This window comes from Streptomyces sp. N50, from assembly GCF_033335955.1.
GTDB lineage: Bacteria > Actinomycetota > Actinomycetes > Streptomycetales > Streptomycetaceae > Streptomyces.
In genome coordinates this window covers 892,648-908,665 of sequence record NZ_CP137550.1, presented here as the reverse complement: position 1 = coordinate 908,665, position 16,018 = coordinate 892,648, and the positions used below count along the sequence as shown (strand labels likewise).

General features: G+C 71.1%; 14 protein-coding genes and 1 pseudogene. 10 read left to right on the top strand and 5 right to left on the bottom strand.

Annotated features, from left to right (window positions below):
* Positions 1-16 precede the first annotated feature (16 nt).
* Entirely contained in the window at positions 17-1,096 is a 1,080-nt protein-coding gene (locus R2B38_RS48715; RefSeq protein WP_318022629.1) for an Ldh family oxidoreductase, read from the top strand.
* Positions 1,097-1,162: 66 nt separating this feature from the next.
* Here R2B38_RS48715 and R2B38_RS48710 read toward each other — a convergent pair whose 3' ends face one another.
* The 3 genes from R2B38_RS48710 to R2B38_RS48700 form a co-directional block, all read right to left on the bottom strand.
* A complete protein-coding gene (locus R2B38_RS48710) occupies positions 1,163-2,098 on the bottom strand; it encodes an alpha/beta hydrolase fold domain-containing protein (RefSeq protein ID WP_318022628.1) in 936 nt (311 codons plus the stop codon).
* Between the two features lie 339 nt (positions 2,099-2,437).
* Positions 2,438-3,448 (bottom strand): M56 family metallopeptidase, encoded by a 1,011-nt coding sequence (locus R2B38_RS48705; protein ID WP_318022627.1) that lies wholly within the window; start codon positions 3,446-3,448, stop codon positions 2,438-2,440.
* 4 nt (positions 3,449-3,452) lie between these two features.
* A complete protein-coding gene (locus R2B38_RS48700; protein ID WP_318022626.1) occupies positions 3,453-3,878 on the bottom strand; it encodes a BlaI/MecI/CopY family transcriptional regulator in 426 nt (141 codons plus the stop codon).
* A 229-nt stretch (positions 3,879-4,107) separates the two neighbouring features.
* Here R2B38_RS48700 and R2B38_RS48695 point away from each other — a divergent pair, with 229 nt between their 5' ends.
* The 4 genes from R2B38_RS48695 to R2B38_RS48680 all read left to right on the top strand — a co-directional run bounded on the left by R2B38_RS48695 (position 4,108) and on the right by R2B38_RS48680 (position 8,775).
* On the top strand, positions 4,108-5,634 hold the full coding sequence (locus tag R2B38_RS48695) for a glycosyltransferase (protein WP_318022625.1): 1,527 nt from the start codon (positions 4,108-4,110) through the stop codon (positions 5,632-5,634).
* Positions 5,631-6,374, top strand: a complete 744-nt coding sequence (locus tag R2B38_RS48690) for a polysaccharide deacetylase family protein (RefSeq protein WP_318022624.1) — start codon at positions 5,631-5,633, stop codon at positions 6,372-6,374. Before R2B38_RS48695 ends, R2B38_RS48690 begins: the two co-directional genes overlap by 4 nt.
* Positions 6,375-6,446: 72 nt before the next feature.
* Positions 6,447-8,099 carry a carboxylesterase/lipase family protein gene (locus R2B38_RS48685; protein WP_318022623.1) on the top strand — a complete coding sequence of 551 codons (1,653 nt, stop codon included), beginning with the start codon at positions 6,447-6,449 and terminating at the stop codon, positions 8,097-8,099.
* A gap of 154 nt (positions 8,100-8,253) precedes the next feature.
* A complete protein-coding gene (locus R2B38_RS48680; RefSeq protein WP_318022622.1) occupies positions 8,254-8,775 on the top strand; it encodes a MarR family transcriptional regulator in 522 nt (173 codons plus the stop codon).
* A gap of 27 nt (positions 8,776-8,802) precedes the next feature.
* Here the strand turns inward: R2B38_RS48680 and R2B38_RS48675 are convergent.
* Positions 8,803-9,863 (bottom strand): annotated as a pseudogene (locus R2B38_RS48675) (dihydrodipicolinate reductase).
* A gap of 88 nt (positions 9,864-9,951) precedes the next feature.
* Positions 9,952-10,617 (bottom strand): TetR/AcrR family transcriptional regulator, encoded by a 666-nt coding sequence (locus R2B38_RS48670; RefSeq protein WP_318022621.1) that lies wholly within the window; start codon positions 10,615-10,617, stop codon positions 9,952-9,954.
* 145 nt (positions 10,618-10,762) lie between these two features.
* Here R2B38_RS48670 and R2B38_RS48665 point away from each other — a divergent pair, with 145 nt between their 5' ends.
* Genes R2B38_RS48665 through R2B38_RS48645 form a run of 5 tightly spaced genes read left to right on the top strand, consistent with a single transcriptional unit; the run spans position 10,763 to position 16,016 of the window.
* Entirely contained in the window at positions 10,763-12,043 is a 1,281-nt protein-coding gene (locus R2B38_RS48665; RefSeq protein WP_318022620.1) for an acyl-CoA dehydrogenase family protein, read from the top strand.
* Complete coding sequence (locus R2B38_RS48660; RefSeq protein WP_318022619.1) at positions 12,010-13,062, top strand: phosphotransferase family protein; 1,053 nt, start codon at positions 12,010-12,012, stop codon at positions 13,060-13,062. Before R2B38_RS48665 ends, R2B38_RS48660 begins: the two co-directional genes overlap by 34 nt.
* Positions 13,059-14,030, top strand: coding sequence for an NADPH:quinone oxidoreductase family protein (locus tag R2B38_RS48655; protein ID WP_318022618.1), 972 nt, complete (start codon positions 13,059-13,061; stop codon positions 14,028-14,030). The genes R2B38_RS48660 and R2B38_RS48655 overlap by 4 nt, the downstream gene beginning before the upstream one ends.
* Complete coding sequence (locus R2B38_RS48650; RefSeq protein WP_318022617.1) at positions 14,020-14,871, top strand: acyl-CoA dehydrogenase; 852 nt, start codon at positions 14,020-14,022, stop codon at positions 14,869-14,871. The genes R2B38_RS48655 and R2B38_RS48650 overlap by 11 nt, the downstream gene beginning before the upstream one ends.
* Positions 14,868-16,016 (top strand): acyl-CoA dehydrogenase family protein, encoded by a 1,149-nt coding sequence (locus tag R2B38_RS48645; protein WP_318022616.1) that lies wholly within the window; start codon positions 14,868-14,870, stop codon positions 16,014-16,016. Before R2B38_RS48650 ends, R2B38_RS48645 begins: the two co-directional genes overlap by 4 nt.
* The last annotated feature ends 2 nt before the right edge of the window (positions 16,017-16,018 follow it).

Sequence of the window (16,018 nt, the reverse complement as noted above, 5' to 3'; positions counted from 1 at the left end):
GAAGGCATCCGCCACCATGTCCGACACCGCAACGCCCAAGCCGGGCAAGGTACTTGTCGCCGCCGACGACCTGCGCACCTTCTCCGCCGCGCTCCTGGAGAAGGGCGGTCTGAACGCCGAGCAGGCGCGCACCACCGCCGACGTGTTCGTGTGGGCCGCGCTACGAGGCGTCGACTCGCACGGCATCGCCCGCGTCCCCGCCTACCTGGAGCTGCTGGCCAAGGGTGTGGCCAACGCCGACGCCGAGATCCGGATCGAGTCGACTGCCCCCGCAGCGGCCGTTCTTGACGCCGACCGCGCCCCCGGCCCGGTCGCCCTCAGCGCTGCCGCCGACGAGGCGGTCACCCGGGCCCGGATCAGCGGAGTCGCCGCCGTCGGGGTCCGCCGTACCGTCCACACCGGTGCCATCGGCTACTACGTGTCGAAGATCGCCGAGCAGGGACTCGTCGGCATCGGCTATGTCTCCGGGATGCCCAACATGGGCTACACCGGGGTCAAGGGCGCCGCCGTGGCGACCAGCCCGCTCGCCATCGCCGTACCGGCGGAGTCGCACGCCCCGCTGCTCCTCGACATGGCCACCGCGACCATCGCCCTCGGCAAGATCCGCCAGGCGAAGGCGAGCGGCACCCCGCTGCCCGAGGGCGCGGCGGCCACCGCGGACGGCACCCCGACCACCGACCCCGAACTGGCCGTCATGCCCCTGCCGTTGGGCGGCGCCAAGGGTTCCGGCATGTCCCTGGCCTTCGAACTGCTCACCAGCGTGCTGGTCGGTGCGCCCATCTTCGCCGCGTTCCACTCGGACGACCCGCAGGGCCGCAAGCACCGCCAGAACGCCCTGCTCATCGCCCTCGACCCGGCGGCCTTCGGCGACCCGGCCGCCTTCACCGCGGCCGTCGACGAAACGCTGGCCACCCTCAAGCAGCTGCCGCCGGCGGACGGCGCCGAGGGCGTCTTCTACCCCGGTGAGCGCAGTGCGACGGTCGCCGAGAGCCGTGGCGCGAAGGGCATCCCCGTCGCGCCCAAGGTGTGGCGTGAACTGACCGAGGCGGCAGGGAAGTTCGGCCTCACACTGCCGGAGCCGGTGCCGTCGGCGTGACCCAACGGCACTTCGCCGACCGTCCGAGGGGGATGGTCGGCGAAGTGCGTTGTCAGGGAGGGGAGTTCAGGCGGTGCCGACGGCTTCCCGTAGCTGACGGGCGATCAGGGCATAGGTGTTCAGGGCCCGTTCGTCGTCCGTGCCGTCGTAGCCGTGGTCGGCTCCGGCGACGTCGACATGCTCGACCAGCGCCCCCGCCGTCCGCAGCCGGTCGGCGTAGGAGATGCCCTCCGCCTTGAGCAGGTCGTACTCCGCCGTGATGACCAGTGCAGGCGCGATGCCCTTCAGGTCCGCGGTGTCCGACGGATGGGCGGGCGACACCAGCCGGTCGGCACGCACCTTCGGATCGGGGACGTACGACGTGTCGAATACCTCCGCCATCCAGGGCCGCAACACGGGCTTGGCGATGGCGGAGTGCTTGTCCTTGGCGCTGGTCGCCAGGTCAAGCGGCGGATAGTGCAGCACCTGGAGCGCGATCGAGGGCCCGCCCTCCTCCAGCGCCTGCCGGGCCACCGCCGCCGCGAGTCCGCCCCCGGCGCTCTGCCCGCCCATGGTGAGCCGGTCGCCGTCCCAGCCCTGCTCGGCGCCATGCTCCGCGATCCACCGGACCACCTCGAAGGCCTGCCGGGGCGGTGCGGGGAACGGGTGCTGCGGCGCGACGACGTAGTCGACGTTGATCACGACGACACCTGCCTCCGCCGCGAGGAAACGGCACAGCGGGTCGTCCAGTTCGGTCAGCGGTACGACGTAGCCACCGCCGTGGAAGTTCACGTGCACCGGCGGAGGCGGCCCTTCGCCGGCCGGCAGGTACACCGTGGCGCCTGCCGGGGCGATGCTGGTCGGGATCGTCAACTCCCGTGTCCGGCGCGGGAATTCAGGCAGCCGCTGATGCGAGGAGGCGGCGGAACCGCGCCCGCTCGGGCGCCGGTCGGCCAGCACGGAAAGACGCTGCAGGGACTTGGCGGCGAAGGCGGCCACCGCCGGCCGGGCCAGAACAGACATGCCGCTCCATTCGTGGAGTGCGCGCGACGGGGAGTCGAGTCCGATCGCCGGGAACGATCAACAGGATTCCTGGCGATGAGTAGGGTGACGATAACACGGGCGTATTTCGGGTGGACGCGGTGATCGGCGCTGTTCAGGGGGCGACGTCGGAGGGGCTGTGGCTGCGGCTGTCGTGTCGGCTGCCGATCAGCGAGACCGGGACGATCGCGTGATCGTCGCGCGGCGTGGACCACCGTGTTCGCGTGATCGTGAGTGGTGCGGGGGCGCTCCCACCGCAGGCCGGTGTCCCGGCATGTTCCGCGACGCCGCCCCGGGACCGCCTCGGCACGGACCCGGTGCTTAGCGGTCCTGGACCGGCCCTTCCAGCTCCCCGTGCTCGCAGCACACCCCGTGCGGCGAGACCGACGCCCCCGGCGTGGACCCGGCCGCCGCCTGAGCCGTCGCGCACGCGGCCCGCTGTGCCGTTTCGATCATCTGCTCGCTGTCGGTCGCGGCGTCGGCCAGGCTCGCGCAGCACAGGACGAGCAGTGCGGCGCCCGCGACGAACGGCAGGGCCCGGCGCGGGGGAGGGGGCGCGAGCAACGCCCGGACCCGCTGCGGTACCGCCCCGCCGGTCGCGGCCAGTGCCGGGCGGGAGCGGTTCGCGGAGGTGGCGAGCGCGGCCCGGCCCACGGCATGCGCGACGACCGTACGATCGCCGACGCGCACCGCGGCCTCCTCGTCGGCCCAGCGCTCCAGGACGAAACCGCCCGCCTTGGACAGCGGTCGTAGCAGCGGATTCACGGCGGCGGCGAGCCGCCAGAGGGTCTGGAAGAGATGGTGCCGACCACGCAGATGGGCCCGCTCATGGGCGAGGAGAGCCTCACGTTCGCGGTCGTCGAGGCAGCGCAGCATCGCGCTCGACACCACGATCCGGCCGGGCGCCCCCGGCAGTGCGAACGCCTCCGGCACCTCCATGTCCAGGACGGCCAACTCCGTGTCCCCGGGCAGGAGTCGGCACTCGCGGCGGGCCCAGCGCAGGTGCCGCAGCTGACGTGTTCCGGCGACGACGAGGCCCGTGGCGGACGCGAGCAGGGCGAGGGCGGCGGCCCCGGCGACCGTGAGGTAGACCGGGTCGGAGGCGCGCACGGCCGCGACCGACCACTGGCCCTCCTCGGCGACCTCGGGGATCTGCACCAGCCCGGCGAAGGCCAGCAACGCCAGCGAGCCCAGCCAGCCCAGCGACGCCACCAGCGCGGCGGAGGCCAGTGACCAGGCGGCCGGGCGCGGTGCCAGCCGGGGGGCGGCGCGGGGTGCGAGCACTGCGACGACCATGGTGATCAGGAGGGGGACGTACACGCTGATCAGCATCGGCTCACGGTCCTTCGTCGGCGTGGCCGTCGGGATGCGGCCCGTCGTTCCCGGAGAGCAGTCGCTGCAGCAACTGCTCGTCCTGCGCGGAGAGTTCGGAGACGAAGCGGGTGAGTACGGCCTCGCGGTCGGTGCCGTGCTCCAGCAGCGAGCGCATCCGCTCCGCGGTGTGGGTCGCCTCGTCCCGGGCCGGCGCGTACGCGTAGCCGCGGCCCGCGCGCCGGCGGACGAGCATCCCCTTGTCGTACAGGCGCGACAGGATCGTCAGCACGGTCGTGTACGCGAGGTCCCCGGGCAGCCGGTCCTTGACCTGGCGCGCGGTCTGCGCCTCGTCGGCCCCGTAGAGGGCGGCGAGAACCCCGCTCTCCAGCTCACCGCGCGCCCGCCTGCCGGACGTCGCGCCGGGCTCCTCGTTCTTCCGGTCGTGCACTGTTCACCCCACCGCCTTTCACCGCTCGACGTCCCAGCCTACCCGGGCACCTACTACGGCCTGTAGGAAGTGCGCCAAGGGCTCGAAGGGATGGACCGAGGGGTCGGAGAGATCGACCAGGGCGTCGATCAAGGGCTTTGCGGACGCGATCTACTACATGTCGTACGAGCTTACCTACTACATGTTGTAGAGTTTCGCCGCTCCACTCCACCCGCGGAGGAAAAAGCCCATGCCCCACCCCGGAAATACGGTGCGCCGTCCGTCGTCGGCCGAGCGTGTCGTGATCGTCTCGGCGAGTGTCGGAGCCGGTCACGACGGCGCCGCCGCCGAACTGGAGCGGCGGCTGGTGGCGGCCGGTCTCGCGGTCGACCGGTTCGATCTGCTGGACGTGCTGCCCGCCCGGCTCGGCCGGCTCGTCCGGGACGGCTACCACCGCCTGCTCGTCCGGGCGCCGTGGGCCTACCAGCGGATCTACAGCAGCACCGAGCGTGCCGGGGGAGGCGGTCCCATGGCGAGGGCGCTGCTGCGTTCCGCCGAGGAACGGCTGCTGCGCGCCCTGCCCGCCGGTACCGGCGCCGTCGTGTCGACCTACCCGGGCGCGAGCCGGGTCCTGGGCAACCTCCGTCGCGACGGGCGGCTGACCGTCCCCGTCCTCACCTACCTCACCGACTTCTCGGTGCACCCGCTGTGGGTGGCCGACGGCGTCGACGTCCACCTCGCGCTGCACGCCGTGCCCGCCGCGCAGGCCCGGGCCGCCGGCGCGCGGGACGTCCGGGTGTGCGGCCCGGTCGCCGACCCGCGCTTCCGGCCCGTGGACGCGCCGGAACGCGCCCTGGCCCGCGCCCGCTTCGGACTGCCTCCAACTGCCCCACTGGCCCTGCTCGTTGCCGGTTCCTGGGGCGTGGGCCCGGTCCGTGAGGTCGCCCGGGACCTGCGCGACTGCGGCGCGGCCGTACCGCTCGTGGTCTGCGGCCGCAACGAGACCCTGGCCGACCAGCTCCGCGCGGACGGCATCGAACACGTCCACGGCTGGGTCGACGACATGCCCGGCCTGATGCACGCCTCCGACGTCCTGGTCCAGAACGCCGGCGGCCTGACCTCCCTGGAGGCCTTCGCCACCGGCCTGCCCGTCGCCAGCTACGGCTGCATACCCGGCCACGGCCTCACCAACGCGGCCGCCCTGGACGAGGCGGGCGTCGCCGCGTGGATCCGCGACCCGGCCCAACTCAAGTACGTCCTGGGCGAGTTGATCGACGGTCCGCGAGGACTGCTGCAACGGGAGGCGGGCCTCGCCCTGTTCGCGGACGACCCCCACGGCCCGGACCGGGGCCCGGCCGCCGAGACGGCCAGGATCTGCCGGGCGGGTGCGGAGCACATTCCCGCACCCACCGCTCGCCCCTGTGCCGCCCCCATCGTTGGGCCCGCTGTCCCACCCACCGCTCACTCCGTGGCCGCATCCATCGCCCCGCGAGTCACTCCACCTGCCGCTCACCCCGTCACCGCATCCATCGCCCCGCGGGTCACCCCACCCGCCGCTCGGCGCGTCGCCCGTCCGGCCGCCCTGCGGCTCGCGACCACCACCGCCCTGGCCTGCGCGGTCTGGGCGGGCGCGGTCGGCACGGCGGTCGCCACGACCGAGAGCGGCCCGGGTCTGATGCATGCGATAGGCCAGAGCCTCGACCTCGACGACCTGAGCCACGCGCACCACACGGGGCGAGTGCCCGTCCAGGGCCATGCGAAGGGGCACCACGCATGACAGCCACCCGCCTCCTCCGTGCGACCGCCCGCGTCGCGCTCCCCGCACTCCCGATCCTCGCCGCCGCGTACGCCGCGCCCGTCCTCTCCACCTACGGCCCGCTGCGCAACCGCGTCATGCCCCGCCTCGCCGGCCGCGGCCGGCCGGACCACGTCGCGCTCACCTTCGACGACGGGCCGGATCCCCTCTCCACCCCGCTGTTCCTACGGCTGCTCGACGAGCGCCGGGTGCACGCCACCTTCTTCCTCCTCGGCAACCAAGCGGTACGTGCCCCGGGTCTGGTCCGCGAGATCGCCGCTGCCGGACACGAGATCGCCGTTCACGGGTGGCTGCACCGCCCGCTGCTGCTGCGCGGCCCCCGTGCCACTCACGACGACCTGGCCCGAGCCCGCGACACGGTCGGCGACCTCACCGGCCGCGTGCCACGGCTCTTCCGCCCGCCCTACGGCGTGATGTCGACCGCCGCCCACCTCGCCGCCCGGCGCCTGGACCTCGCGCCGGTGCTGTGGACAGCCTGGGGTGAGGACTGGCGGGCGCGCGCCACACCCGAGTCGGTCCACCGGACGGTCGCCGCGGACCTGCGCGGCGGCGGCACCGTCCTGCTGCACGACTCCGACTGCACCTCGGCACCCGGCAGTTGGCGTGCCACCCTCGGCGCCGTGCCCCGCATCCTCGACACCTGCGCGCTGCGCGGTCTGTCCGTGGGCCCGCTGCGGGAGCATGCTGTGGATCCGCTCTGAAGTTGACAATATTGTTGGCGCTCCCGGTCGGCGGAATTTACGTTCGCAAGTACCTAGACCAGGGAGCCCCCCATGCTTGCGAACGCCATGAACCGCCGGACCTTCCTCAACGGGTCGCTGACCGTCGCCGCGACGGCCGCACTCGTCGGCACGGGAACGAGCGCCGGCGCGGCGGACCGCACGACCTCCGCGACCCCGCTCACCGGCCCGCTCCGGATCGACACCGGCCGCGTGTCCGGCGTGGCCTCCCTCGTCTCCGGGGTCACCGTCTTCAAGGGCCTGCCCTACGCGGCGACCACCGCGGGCGCCAACCGCTGGCGTCCCCCGCAGCCGGCGACCTCCTGGACCGGCGTGCGCGTCGCGGACACCTTCGGGGACATCTGCCCCCAGCAGGTGATGGGTTCGGCCTCGGTCACCATGAGCGAGGACTGCCTCAACCTCAACGTCTGGACCGGCGCGGCGAGTTCACGTGAGAAGCGCCCGGTCCTGGTCTGGATCTACGGCGGCCGGTTCACCGGCGGTTACGCCTCCGACCCAGGCTTCGACGGCGCGGGCCTCGCCGCCAAGGGCCTCGTCGTGGTGACCCTCAACTACCGCACCGGCGCGTTCGGTTTCCTCTCCACCCCCGAACTGAGCGCCGAGTCCGGCCACGGGGCATCCGGCAACTACGGTCTCCTGGACCAGATTTCGGCCCTGCGCTGGGTACGCCGCAACATCTCCGCGTTCGGCGGCGACCCGAACCGTGTGACCATCGCAGGCCAGTCCGCGGGCGGCGCCTCGGTCATGCACCTCATCTACTCCCCGCTCGCCAAGGGCCTGTTCCAGGGCGCGATCTCCGAGAGCGCCGGCGCCCGCGCCACCGGCGACCCCGAGATCGCCGCGCTGGCAGCGTCGTACCGCACGCTGGAGACGGCCGAGAACCAGGGCACCGCCTACGCCGCAGCGCTCGGCGCCACCTCGCTGACCGCCCTCCGGGCCCTGGACAGGGCCAAGTTGATGGCGGGTCAGAACGCCAACGACACGACGGTCGGCGGACCGGTGAACGGCAATCCGCCGGAGTTCCGCCCGGTCCTCGACGGCTGGGTCAAGCCGTGGACGTACGAACAGGCCCTGGCGGGCGGCCACTTGAACGACGTGCCCGTGCTGGCCGGCGGTAACAAGGACGAGAACGGCGCCTCCCCGACCCCGACCGTGAAGCTCGCGGACTATCTGAGCACGGCGGAGAAGGAGTACGGCACCCTCGCCGGCGAGTTCCTGAAGCTCTACCCCGCCACCACCGACACGGAGGCGGGGCAGGCCCGCAACGCCTCCGCGCGCGAGGGCTCGCGCGTCTCCGCGAACCTGTGGGCGGCTCAGTGGGCGAAGACGGCGAAGAGCCCGGTCTTCACGTACTACTGGGAGCACGTCCCGCCGACCGCGACCGGAGCCAACTCCCGTGGTGCGTACCACGGTTCGGAGATCAACTACGTCTTCGACAACCTCTACGCCACGAACCTGCCCTGGACCGACGCGGACCGCGAGGTCGCCGACACCCTGTCCGACTACGTGGTGAACTTCGCGACCCACGGCGACCCGAACGGCCACGGTCTCACCCGCTGGCCCGCGGCCAACCACCGCTTCGCGACCACGATGGAACTCGGCGACCGCTTCGGCACGCTCGCCCTCGCGGACGCGGCGAAGGTGGACTTCTTCGAGCGGTTCTTCGCGAGCCAGAAGCGCTGGTGACGCTTCGCCGAGGCGGGCGGGGAGACGGGAACGGGGCGGAGAGCGGGGGCGGCGGAGCGGCGGAACGCCCGGCAAGTACTCTCTCCGCAGTACGGGGGCCAAACGCATGCAGTAACTTACTTGAGTTACGCAACAATATGGTAAAGTGGGTCGCATGTCCACACCACCGATCCCCGAAGCCCCCGCCTCCCCGGAGGTGACCGAGATCGAGCGAGCCCTCACTCGGATCACCTACCTGAGCACGCGCGCCCGCCAGCACGACCGGCTGATGGCCCTCGCCGGTGTGCCTCTGGACCGCGCGGCGGTGGCGTTGCTGCGGCAGGTCGCCGACTCCGACCCGCTGCGCCCCGGGGAGCTGGCCCAGCGCCTGGGAGTCGAGGCCTCGCATGTGACGCGGACGGTGCAGCAGCTCCAGAAGTCCGGCTACGTCACCCGCGTGCCCGACCCCGACGACCGCCGCGCCCAGCGGATCGAACTGACCGAGGCCGGCCGGCAGGCCGTCAGCAACGTCCGGGACGCCGGCGCGCGGGGCATGCAAATGGCCCTCTCGGAGTGGTCGACGGACGAACTGCAGCAGCTGGCGACGCTGTTCCACCGCATGGTCGACGACTTCCTGAAGTACTCGATCGACGAGGACGGTGAGCCGGAGGTCGTGGCGCCGGCCGGTACGGTCTGAGTTCTCCGGGAGCAGGTGGCGCCGACGTCACCCGAGGTCGGCGACGATCTGCGGGAGGTCGGCCGTCGAGCGGATTCCGGGGGCCGCCGCGCAGACGAACGGCACGGCGTTCACCGCACGGTTGGCGGTGTAGGACGGGGACATCGCGGCCATCCGGTCGAGGGGCACGGGGAACCGCAGGTCGATGTCCAGCGGCGCGTCCCCCTCGACCGCGACATGCCAGCCGGTCGCGCGGAGATCCCAGGCGGGGTCGAGGTCGGTGGTGCAGTACCAGTTGGCGCGGAACCGCAGCAGAGGCCGGCCCTTCCGCAGACCGGACACGGTGATGCGCTGCGCGGCCACGGTGCCTTGGGGCAGCGTGCCCGCGGCAATTCGCGTGGTGTGCCGGGCGGTTGCCACCTCGCCGATCGCCTCCACCGAGTCGAGCGGTGCCGAGAGCGCCTCGGCGAGGAGCCGCAACGACGGGCCGAAACTGTCGCGCAGTCCGGCAAGGCGCGCTTCGCCGAACTCGGCAGGGGCCGCCCGAAGCCCATCACCTCGAACAGCAGCCCGGGGGAGTCCCGTTGGGAGAGATCCGCGAACTCGTCGATCGTCAGCGCGTCGAGCCGCCGCTGGATCGAGGTGAGCGTCAGGGGCAGCGCCTCCGTGATGAATCCGGGGCTGCTGCCCGTGCTGTGTACAGAGGTGCCGCCCCGCTCGCACGCGTCCTCGACTCGCTTCCGCGTGACCGGGTCCAGGCTGGGCGCGTGATGGAACTCGCCGCGCGTCGACACGACGTTCACGCCTGAGGAGAGCAGCGTGCACACCTCGTCGAAATCGCAGGTGCGCGGGGTGTAGAGGACGCAGTCGGCGCCGAGCGCGAGGATCTCGTCGATGTCCTGCGTCGCGACGACCCCGGTGGTGCCGAGCTCGCCCCCGCTCAACTCGCCCGCGTCCAGGCCTGCTTTGGCCGGGGTGTGGACATACACCCCGGCCAGGGTCAGGTTCGGATGCTCCAGTACGGCACGCATCGTGCGGGCGCCGATGTTCCCGGTGGCCCACTGCACGACCCGGTAGCGCTGTACTCCATGCCGTAGCGGCTCGGTCATCGCCCACCCCTCGTCCCGGTGGGCGAGAACCGTACTCTCCGCTGCGGAGAGCGTCAATTACGCCGTCGTACCTCCGTCAGTCGCCCCGTCAGTTGTGCACGGGGACGCCCGAGAGGCCGCCGAGGCAGAACTGCCAGACCTCCTCGGCGGTGACCGGGGCCGCGTGGCTGCCGGCCGGAACTCCGTTGCCCTGTGCGACGAACATGACCGTCTGCATCAGGATCGAGGCCTGGCGGCGGGGCTTCCCGGCGGGGATGACGCCGGCGTCCTCGGCCTGCTCCACCAGCTCCGTGAACACCTGGTGCAGGGGGAGATGAGCGGTCGCCACCTGCGCGGGATGCTTCACGAGGAGCTGGAGGGCGAAGTCGCTGAACAGGGGGCGCTCCACACCGGGGTTGGACAGTGACTGCTCGAACAGCATCGTCACGCCGAGCCGCAGCGCCTGGAGTGGGTCCGACTGGGAACCGGCCGTCGCGCGGATCTCCGCCGCCGACTTGGACAGCGCGTCCTCGAACAGGGCGAGCAGCAGCTCGTGTTTGCCGTCGAAGTGCTGGTAGAAGCTGCGCAGTGACTGTTTGGAGCGGTCCACGACCTCCTGGACCGTGAAGTCCGTCGTCCGCTTCTCCGCGATGAGTTCCTGTGCCGCGTCGAGGAAGCGCTGCACACGTTGTTCGGCGCGGAGCTTGGCGGCACGGGTGGAACGCTCAACGGCGCGCTGGCGCCAGGCTGGTTGTTCTTCGGGGACAGCTGTCACATGAAGAACGATACTCCACTTCAGCGGTAACACCCGGGCTTCCCCTACCGAAGACCGCACTGCAAGTTTCGAGACCCTTACTTGCGTGAGATGAGAATGATATTCTCACCGCCATCCGTCCGGGTTGGCAGGAGGTTCGTCTGACATGGCATGGGACTTTTCCACCGAGCCGGAGTTCGAGGAGAAGCTGGAGTGGATCCGGCAGTTCCGCTCCGAGCGCGTGGAGCCGCTGGACCTGCTGTACCCCGACCGGGCCTACCACCCGCTCGACGACGAACTCGGCCCGATAGTCCGGGCGTTGAAGCAACAGGTCCGCGACGAGGGCCTGTGGGCACCGCACCTCGGCCCCGAACTCGGCGGCCGCGGCTTCGGCCAGGTCAAGCTGGCGCTCATCAACGAGATCCTGGGCCAGTCGAGTTGGGCCCCCGTCATCTTCGGCACGGCCGCACCCGACACCGGCAACGCCGAGATCATCGCCCGCTACGGTACCGAGGAGCAGAAGGAGCGCTACCTCCAGCCGCTGCTGGAGGGCGAGTGCTTCTCCTGCTTCTCCATGACCGAGCCGCAGGCCGGCGCCGACCCCACGATGTTCACCACCCGCGCCGAACGCGACGGCGACGACTGGGTCATCACCGGCCGCAAGTTCTTCTCCTCCAACGCCCGCACCTCGAAGTTCGTCATCGTGATGGCCGTGACGAACCCCGACGTCAGCCCCTACAAGGGCATGTCGATGTTCCTCGTCCCCAGCGACACCCCCGGCGTCCGCATCGAGCGCCACCTCGGCATCATGGGCGAGGCCACCGACGAGGGCATGCACGCACTCATCGCCTACGACGGCGTCCGCGTCCCCGCCGACGCGCTGCTCGGCGGCGAGGGCCAGGCCTTCGCGATCGCCCAGACCCGGCTCGGCGGCGGCCGCGTCCACCACGCGATGCGGGTCGTGGGCCAGAGCCAGAAGGCTCTCGACATGATGGCCGAGCGGGCCCTGTCCCGCGAGACCCAGGGCGAGCGGCTCGCGGACAAGCAACTCGTGCGCGCCGACCTCGCCGACTCCTACGCCCAACTCGCCCAGTTCCGGCTGTTCGTGCTCTACACCGCCTGGCAGATCGACAAGTACCAGGACTACAAGCGGGTCCGTAAGGACATCGCCGCCATCAAGTTCCTCACCCCGAAGGTGCTGCACGACGTCGTGTACCGCTCGATGCATCTGCACGGCGCGCTCGGTGTGTCGAACGAAATGCCGTTCTCGGACATGTGGAACGGCGCTGCCGTCATGGCGGTCGTCGACGGCCCCACCGAGGTCCACAAGATCACGGTCGCCCGTGACGTCCTGCGTGGCTACGAAGCGGCCCCCGGCCTGTGGCCAACCCAGCATCTGCCCACCCGCCGGGAATGGGCCCGGAAGCAGTTGGAGGACCTGCTGTGACGCTCGCCAACACGGAATCGCTCGCCCGCTGGCTGGACGACCAGGGCATCGCCCCCGGCGAACCCGTCGAGACGTCGTACATCTCCGGCGGCACCTCCAACGACATCTACGGCATCCGGCGCGGCGAGGTGAGCATGGTGCTGCGCAAGCCGCCGGAGAAGGTTCCGCCGGGGCGCAACGAGACCATGCTCCGCGAATACCGCGTTCTCAACGCGCTCAATGGCACGGACGTCCCGCACCCCGAGGCGATCGCCGTGTGCGACGACACGAGCGTGCTCGGCTCCTGCTTCTACCTCATGGCACACGTCGACGGCTGGTCGCCGATGAACACGGACGGCTGGCCCGAGCCGTTCCTCAGCGACCTGTCGCTGCGCCCCGGCCTCGCCTACCAACTCGTCGAGGGCATCGCCAAGTTGGGCAACGTGGACTGGCGGGCCCAGGGACTGGAAGGCTTCGGCCGCCCCGACGGCTTCCACGACCGGCAGGTCGACCGCTGGCTCGCGCATCTCGCCAAGTTCAAGTTCCGCGAGATACCCGGCCTGGAGAACGCCGCTGCCTGGCTGCGGGAACACCGTCCCGCCCACTGGGAACCGGGCATCATCCACGGCGACTACCAGTTCGCCAACGTCATGTTCCAGCACGGCGCGCCCGCACAGCTCGCCGCCCTGGTCGACTTCGAAATGGCCACCGTGGGCGACCCGTTGCTCGACCTCGGCTGGGTGATCATGGGCTGGCCGGACGCCGACGAGGACCGGACCCAGAAGGGCTACGTCGACTACACCGGCATGCCCGACCGCGCCGACCTGCTGGAGCACTATGCCAAGGTCAGCGGCCGAGACGTCAGCGAGATCGACTACTACGTGATCCTCGCCCGCTTCAAGATGGCCGTCGTCCTCGAAGGCGGTTACGCCCGGCACATGAAGGGTGAGGGCGGCAACCCGAAGATGGCCCACTACGGCGACGTCGTTTTGCAGATGGCCGCCGAGGCTGCCGAGCTCGCCGCGACGACCCGGCTATGAGAGCCGCCCGCTGCAACGCCGTCGGCGGCCCGGTGGTCGTCGAGGACATCCCCGAACCTCCTTTCTCAGGACCGGAGTTCACCCAGAACGAGGGTGGCATCCCGGTCGACGTGCACTACGCCGCCGTCAACTTCGCCGACCTCCTCGTCATCGACGGCGCCTACCAGGTGAAGGCGGAACCGCCCTTCACCCCCGGCAGCGAGTTCGCCGGCGTGGTCGCCGCCTCCGCGAACGGATTCGAGAAGGGCGAGCGGGTCTTCGGCTCGATGTTCGTCGGCGCCTTCGCCGAACGCGTCACCGCCCGGCCCGCAGGCCTGAGCCGTATCCCCGAGGGAATCTCCACCGAGCGCGCGGCGGCCTTCGGGGTCAGCCACGCCACCGCGTTCGACGCCCTCCGCCTGATCGCCGACGTACAGCCGGGTGAACGGGTCGCCGTCCTCGGCGCGGCCGGCGGGGTCGGCCTCGCCACCGTCGAACTCGCCGCGCTGCTCGGCGCGGAGGTCGTCGCCGTCGCCTCCACGGAGGAGAAACGGGCGGTGTGCGCCGAGCAGGGCGCACAAGTGACCCTGCCGTACGACGACTTGAAGCGGACCCTGCGGGACGCGGGCGGGGCCGATGTCGTGATCGACCCGGTCGGCGGGCCGTACGCGGAGGAGGCGTTGCGGGCGATGCGCTGGGGCGGGCGGTTCGTGAGCGTGGGGTTCGCGAGCGGGGAGATCCCGCGTATCCCGCTCAACCTCCCCATGCTCAAAGGCGTCAGCCTGCACGGCTTCGACCTCGGGGGCTGGGCGCGGCACCGGCGGGACGACCTGGTCGCCGCCCGCACCGAACTCCACGGACTGTTCGCCGCCGGGAGGATCCGGCCCCGCGTCCACGCCGTGTATCCGCTCGCCGACGTCGCCGAGGCTCTCAGCCTGGGGCGCCGCGCCATCGGCAAGGTCCTTCTGGAGGTCGCGCATGGAGTTTGAGTTCGACGACGAACAGCGGCTGCTCCAGCGGGTGGTCCGCGAAACGGTCACCAAGTCGCGGTCGCTGCCCGAGAAGCAACTATGGGACACCTACCTGGAGTTGGGCTGGCTGGAGGCCCCGCCGGTGGAACTGGCCATCGTCCTGGAGGAGTTGGGATACGTCGCCGATCCCACGCCCTTCCTCGCCACGGCCACCTGGTTCGCACCGCTGGCCGGACGGCTGCCGCGCGGCTCGGGCACCGGTGTCTTCGACGGCGAGGGGAAGTTCGTCCTCGACGCCGACCGTGCCGACGAGATCGCCGTTCTCACCTCCGAGGGCGTGGTCGTACGGGACGGAAAGGAGCTCGCCGCAGAGCGACTGTCCGTGTTCGACCCGACCCTGCACATCGCCCGGGTGGACGTGCCGGACCTCGTCGCCGGAGTACCGGACCTGGCCCTGATGGGCCTGGCGGTCAGCACGGTCGGCAGTTGCCGGCGGATCCTCGACCTGGTCGTCGCCCATGTGAAGCAACGGCACCAGTTCGGCGTCCCCATCGGCTCGTTCCAGGCCGTCAAGCACAAGGCCGCCGACATGTACGTCGCCATCGAACGAGCCAAGGTGCTCGCCTACTTCTCCGCGCTCACCATCGCCGAGAACGACCCCGGCCGAGGCCGGGCGGCCGCGATGGCGAAGGCGGCCGCGGGCGACTGCCAACGGGTGTGTTTCCGCAACGGGTTCCAGCTCTTCGGGGCCATGGGCTACACGTGGGAGAACGAGCTGCAGATCCATCTCAAGCGGGCCAAGTCCGGGGACCTACTCCTCGGTACGGCGTCCGAGCACAGGAAGGCGCTGCTGGTATGAGGCTGGCCCCCGACCCCGAGGTCGAGAAGTTCCGCGCCGACTTCAGCGACTTCCTCGACGCCCATCTGCCCACCCCCGAAGAGGCCACGGTCCAGTCCAAGTCCAGCGCGGACATTCCGGATTGGGCCCGGCGCTGGCAGCGCAAGCTCTTCGACGCGGGCTGGCTGCTGCCCGCCCAGCCGCCCGAGTACGGCGGCCGCAACGCGACGCTGCCCCAAGTGGTGGCCCACCTGGAGGAGTTGTCCCGGCGGCGGATCTACCACAGCTTCAACCCGCAGGGCTTGAACATCATCGCGGCCTCACTGCTGACCTTCGGCACCGAGGAACAGAAACGCGACTGGGCCGTCCCCCTGCTGCGGGCCGAGATCACCGCGTCCCTCGGCATGAGCGAGCCCGGCGCCGGCTCCGACCTGGCCGGGCTGCGCACCCGCGCGGCCCTCGAGGGCGACCACTTCGTCGTCAACGGGCAGAAGGTGTGGACCTCGGGCGCGCACGACGCCGACGTCCTGCTCACCTTCGTCCGCACCGACCCCGAGGCCCCCAAGCACAAGGGGATCAGTGTCCTGCTCATCCCCACCGACTCCGAGGGCCTGGTCCGGCGGCCGTTCGGGTCGATCGCCGCGCCGGACGACCTCGACTTCAACGAGGTGTTCTTCACCGACGTCCACGTCCCCAAGGAGAACCTCGTCGGCCCCCTCAACGAGGGCTGGCGCGTGGCCAACGGCTCGCTCGGGCACGAACGGACCCTGCTGTGGGTGCACTACGCCGAGCGCATGGACGCCCTGATCCAGGACGCGGCCTGTGACGAGGAGTGGTACGCCACCCTCCAAATGGACGTCCAGGCACTGCGGTTGCTCGGCTACCGGCTGCTCGGGCCCGACCGCAACCCGGTGGAGATCTCGGTGCTCAAACTGCTCGGCTCCGAGGCCGCGCAGAACGCCGAGCTGCACGCCCTCGAACAGCACGGGACCGAGGCGCTGCTGCATCCGGTGCAGACGGGGCCGTACACCCATATGAACTTGCAGACGTTCAACGCCAGTTGGTTCGAGCGGTACGCGCGCAGCTTCGGCGGGACGATCGCCGGCGGCACCTCCGAGATCCAGCGCAACATCATCGCCGAGCGCATCCTCGGCCTGCCCCGATAGAG

Bases quoted from the DNA above. Each gene is read 5' to 3' on its own strand.
- R2B38_RS48715 (WP_318022629.1), top strand. From the start codon at position 17: ATGTCCGACACCGCAACGCCCAAGCCGGGCAAGGTACTTGTCGCCGCC.
- R2B38_RS48710 (WP_318022628.1), bottom strand. From the start codon at position 2,098: ATGTCTGTTCTGGCCCGGCCGGCGGTGGCCGCCTTCGCCGCCAAGTCC.
- R2B38_RS48705 (WP_318022627.1), bottom strand. From the start codon at position 3,448: ATGCTGATCAGCGTGTACGTCCCCCTCCTGATCACCATGGTCGTCGCA.
- R2B38_RS48695 (WP_318022625.1), top strand. From the start codon at position 4,108: ATGCCCCACCCCGGAAATACGGTGCGCCGTCCGTCGTCGGCCGAGCGT.
- R2B38_RS48690 (WP_318022624.1), top strand. From the start codon at position 5,631: ATGACAGCCACCCGCCTCCTCCGTGCGACCGCCCGCGTCGCGCTCCCC.
- R2B38_RS48685 (WP_318022623.1), top strand. From the start codon at position 6,447: ATGCTTGCGAACGCCATGAACCGCCGGACCTTCCTCAACGGGTCGCTG.
- R2B38_RS48680 (WP_318022622.1), top strand. From the start codon at position 8,254: ATGTCCACACCACCGATCCCCGAAGCCCCCGCCTCCCCGGAGGTGACC.
- R2B38_RS48665 (WP_318022620.1), top strand. From the start codon at position 10,763: ATGGCATGGGACTTTTCCACCGAGCCGGAGTTCGAGGAGAAGCTGGAG.
- R2B38_RS48660 (WP_318022619.1), top strand. From the start codon at position 12,010: ATGGGCCCGGAAGCAGTTGGAGGACCTGCTGTGACGCTCGCCAACACG.
- R2B38_RS48655 (WP_318022618.1), top strand. From the start codon at position 13,059: ATGAGAGCCGCCCGCTGCAACGCCGTCGGCGGCCCGGTGGTCGTCGAG.
- R2B38_RS48650 (WP_318022617.1), top strand. From the start codon at position 14,020: ATGGAGTTTGAGTTCGACGACGAACAGCGGCTGCTCCAGCGGGTGGTC.
- R2B38_RS48645 (WP_318022616.1), top strand. From the start codon at position 14,868: ATGAGGCTGGCCCCCGACCCCGAGGTCGAGAAGTTCCGCGCCGACTTC.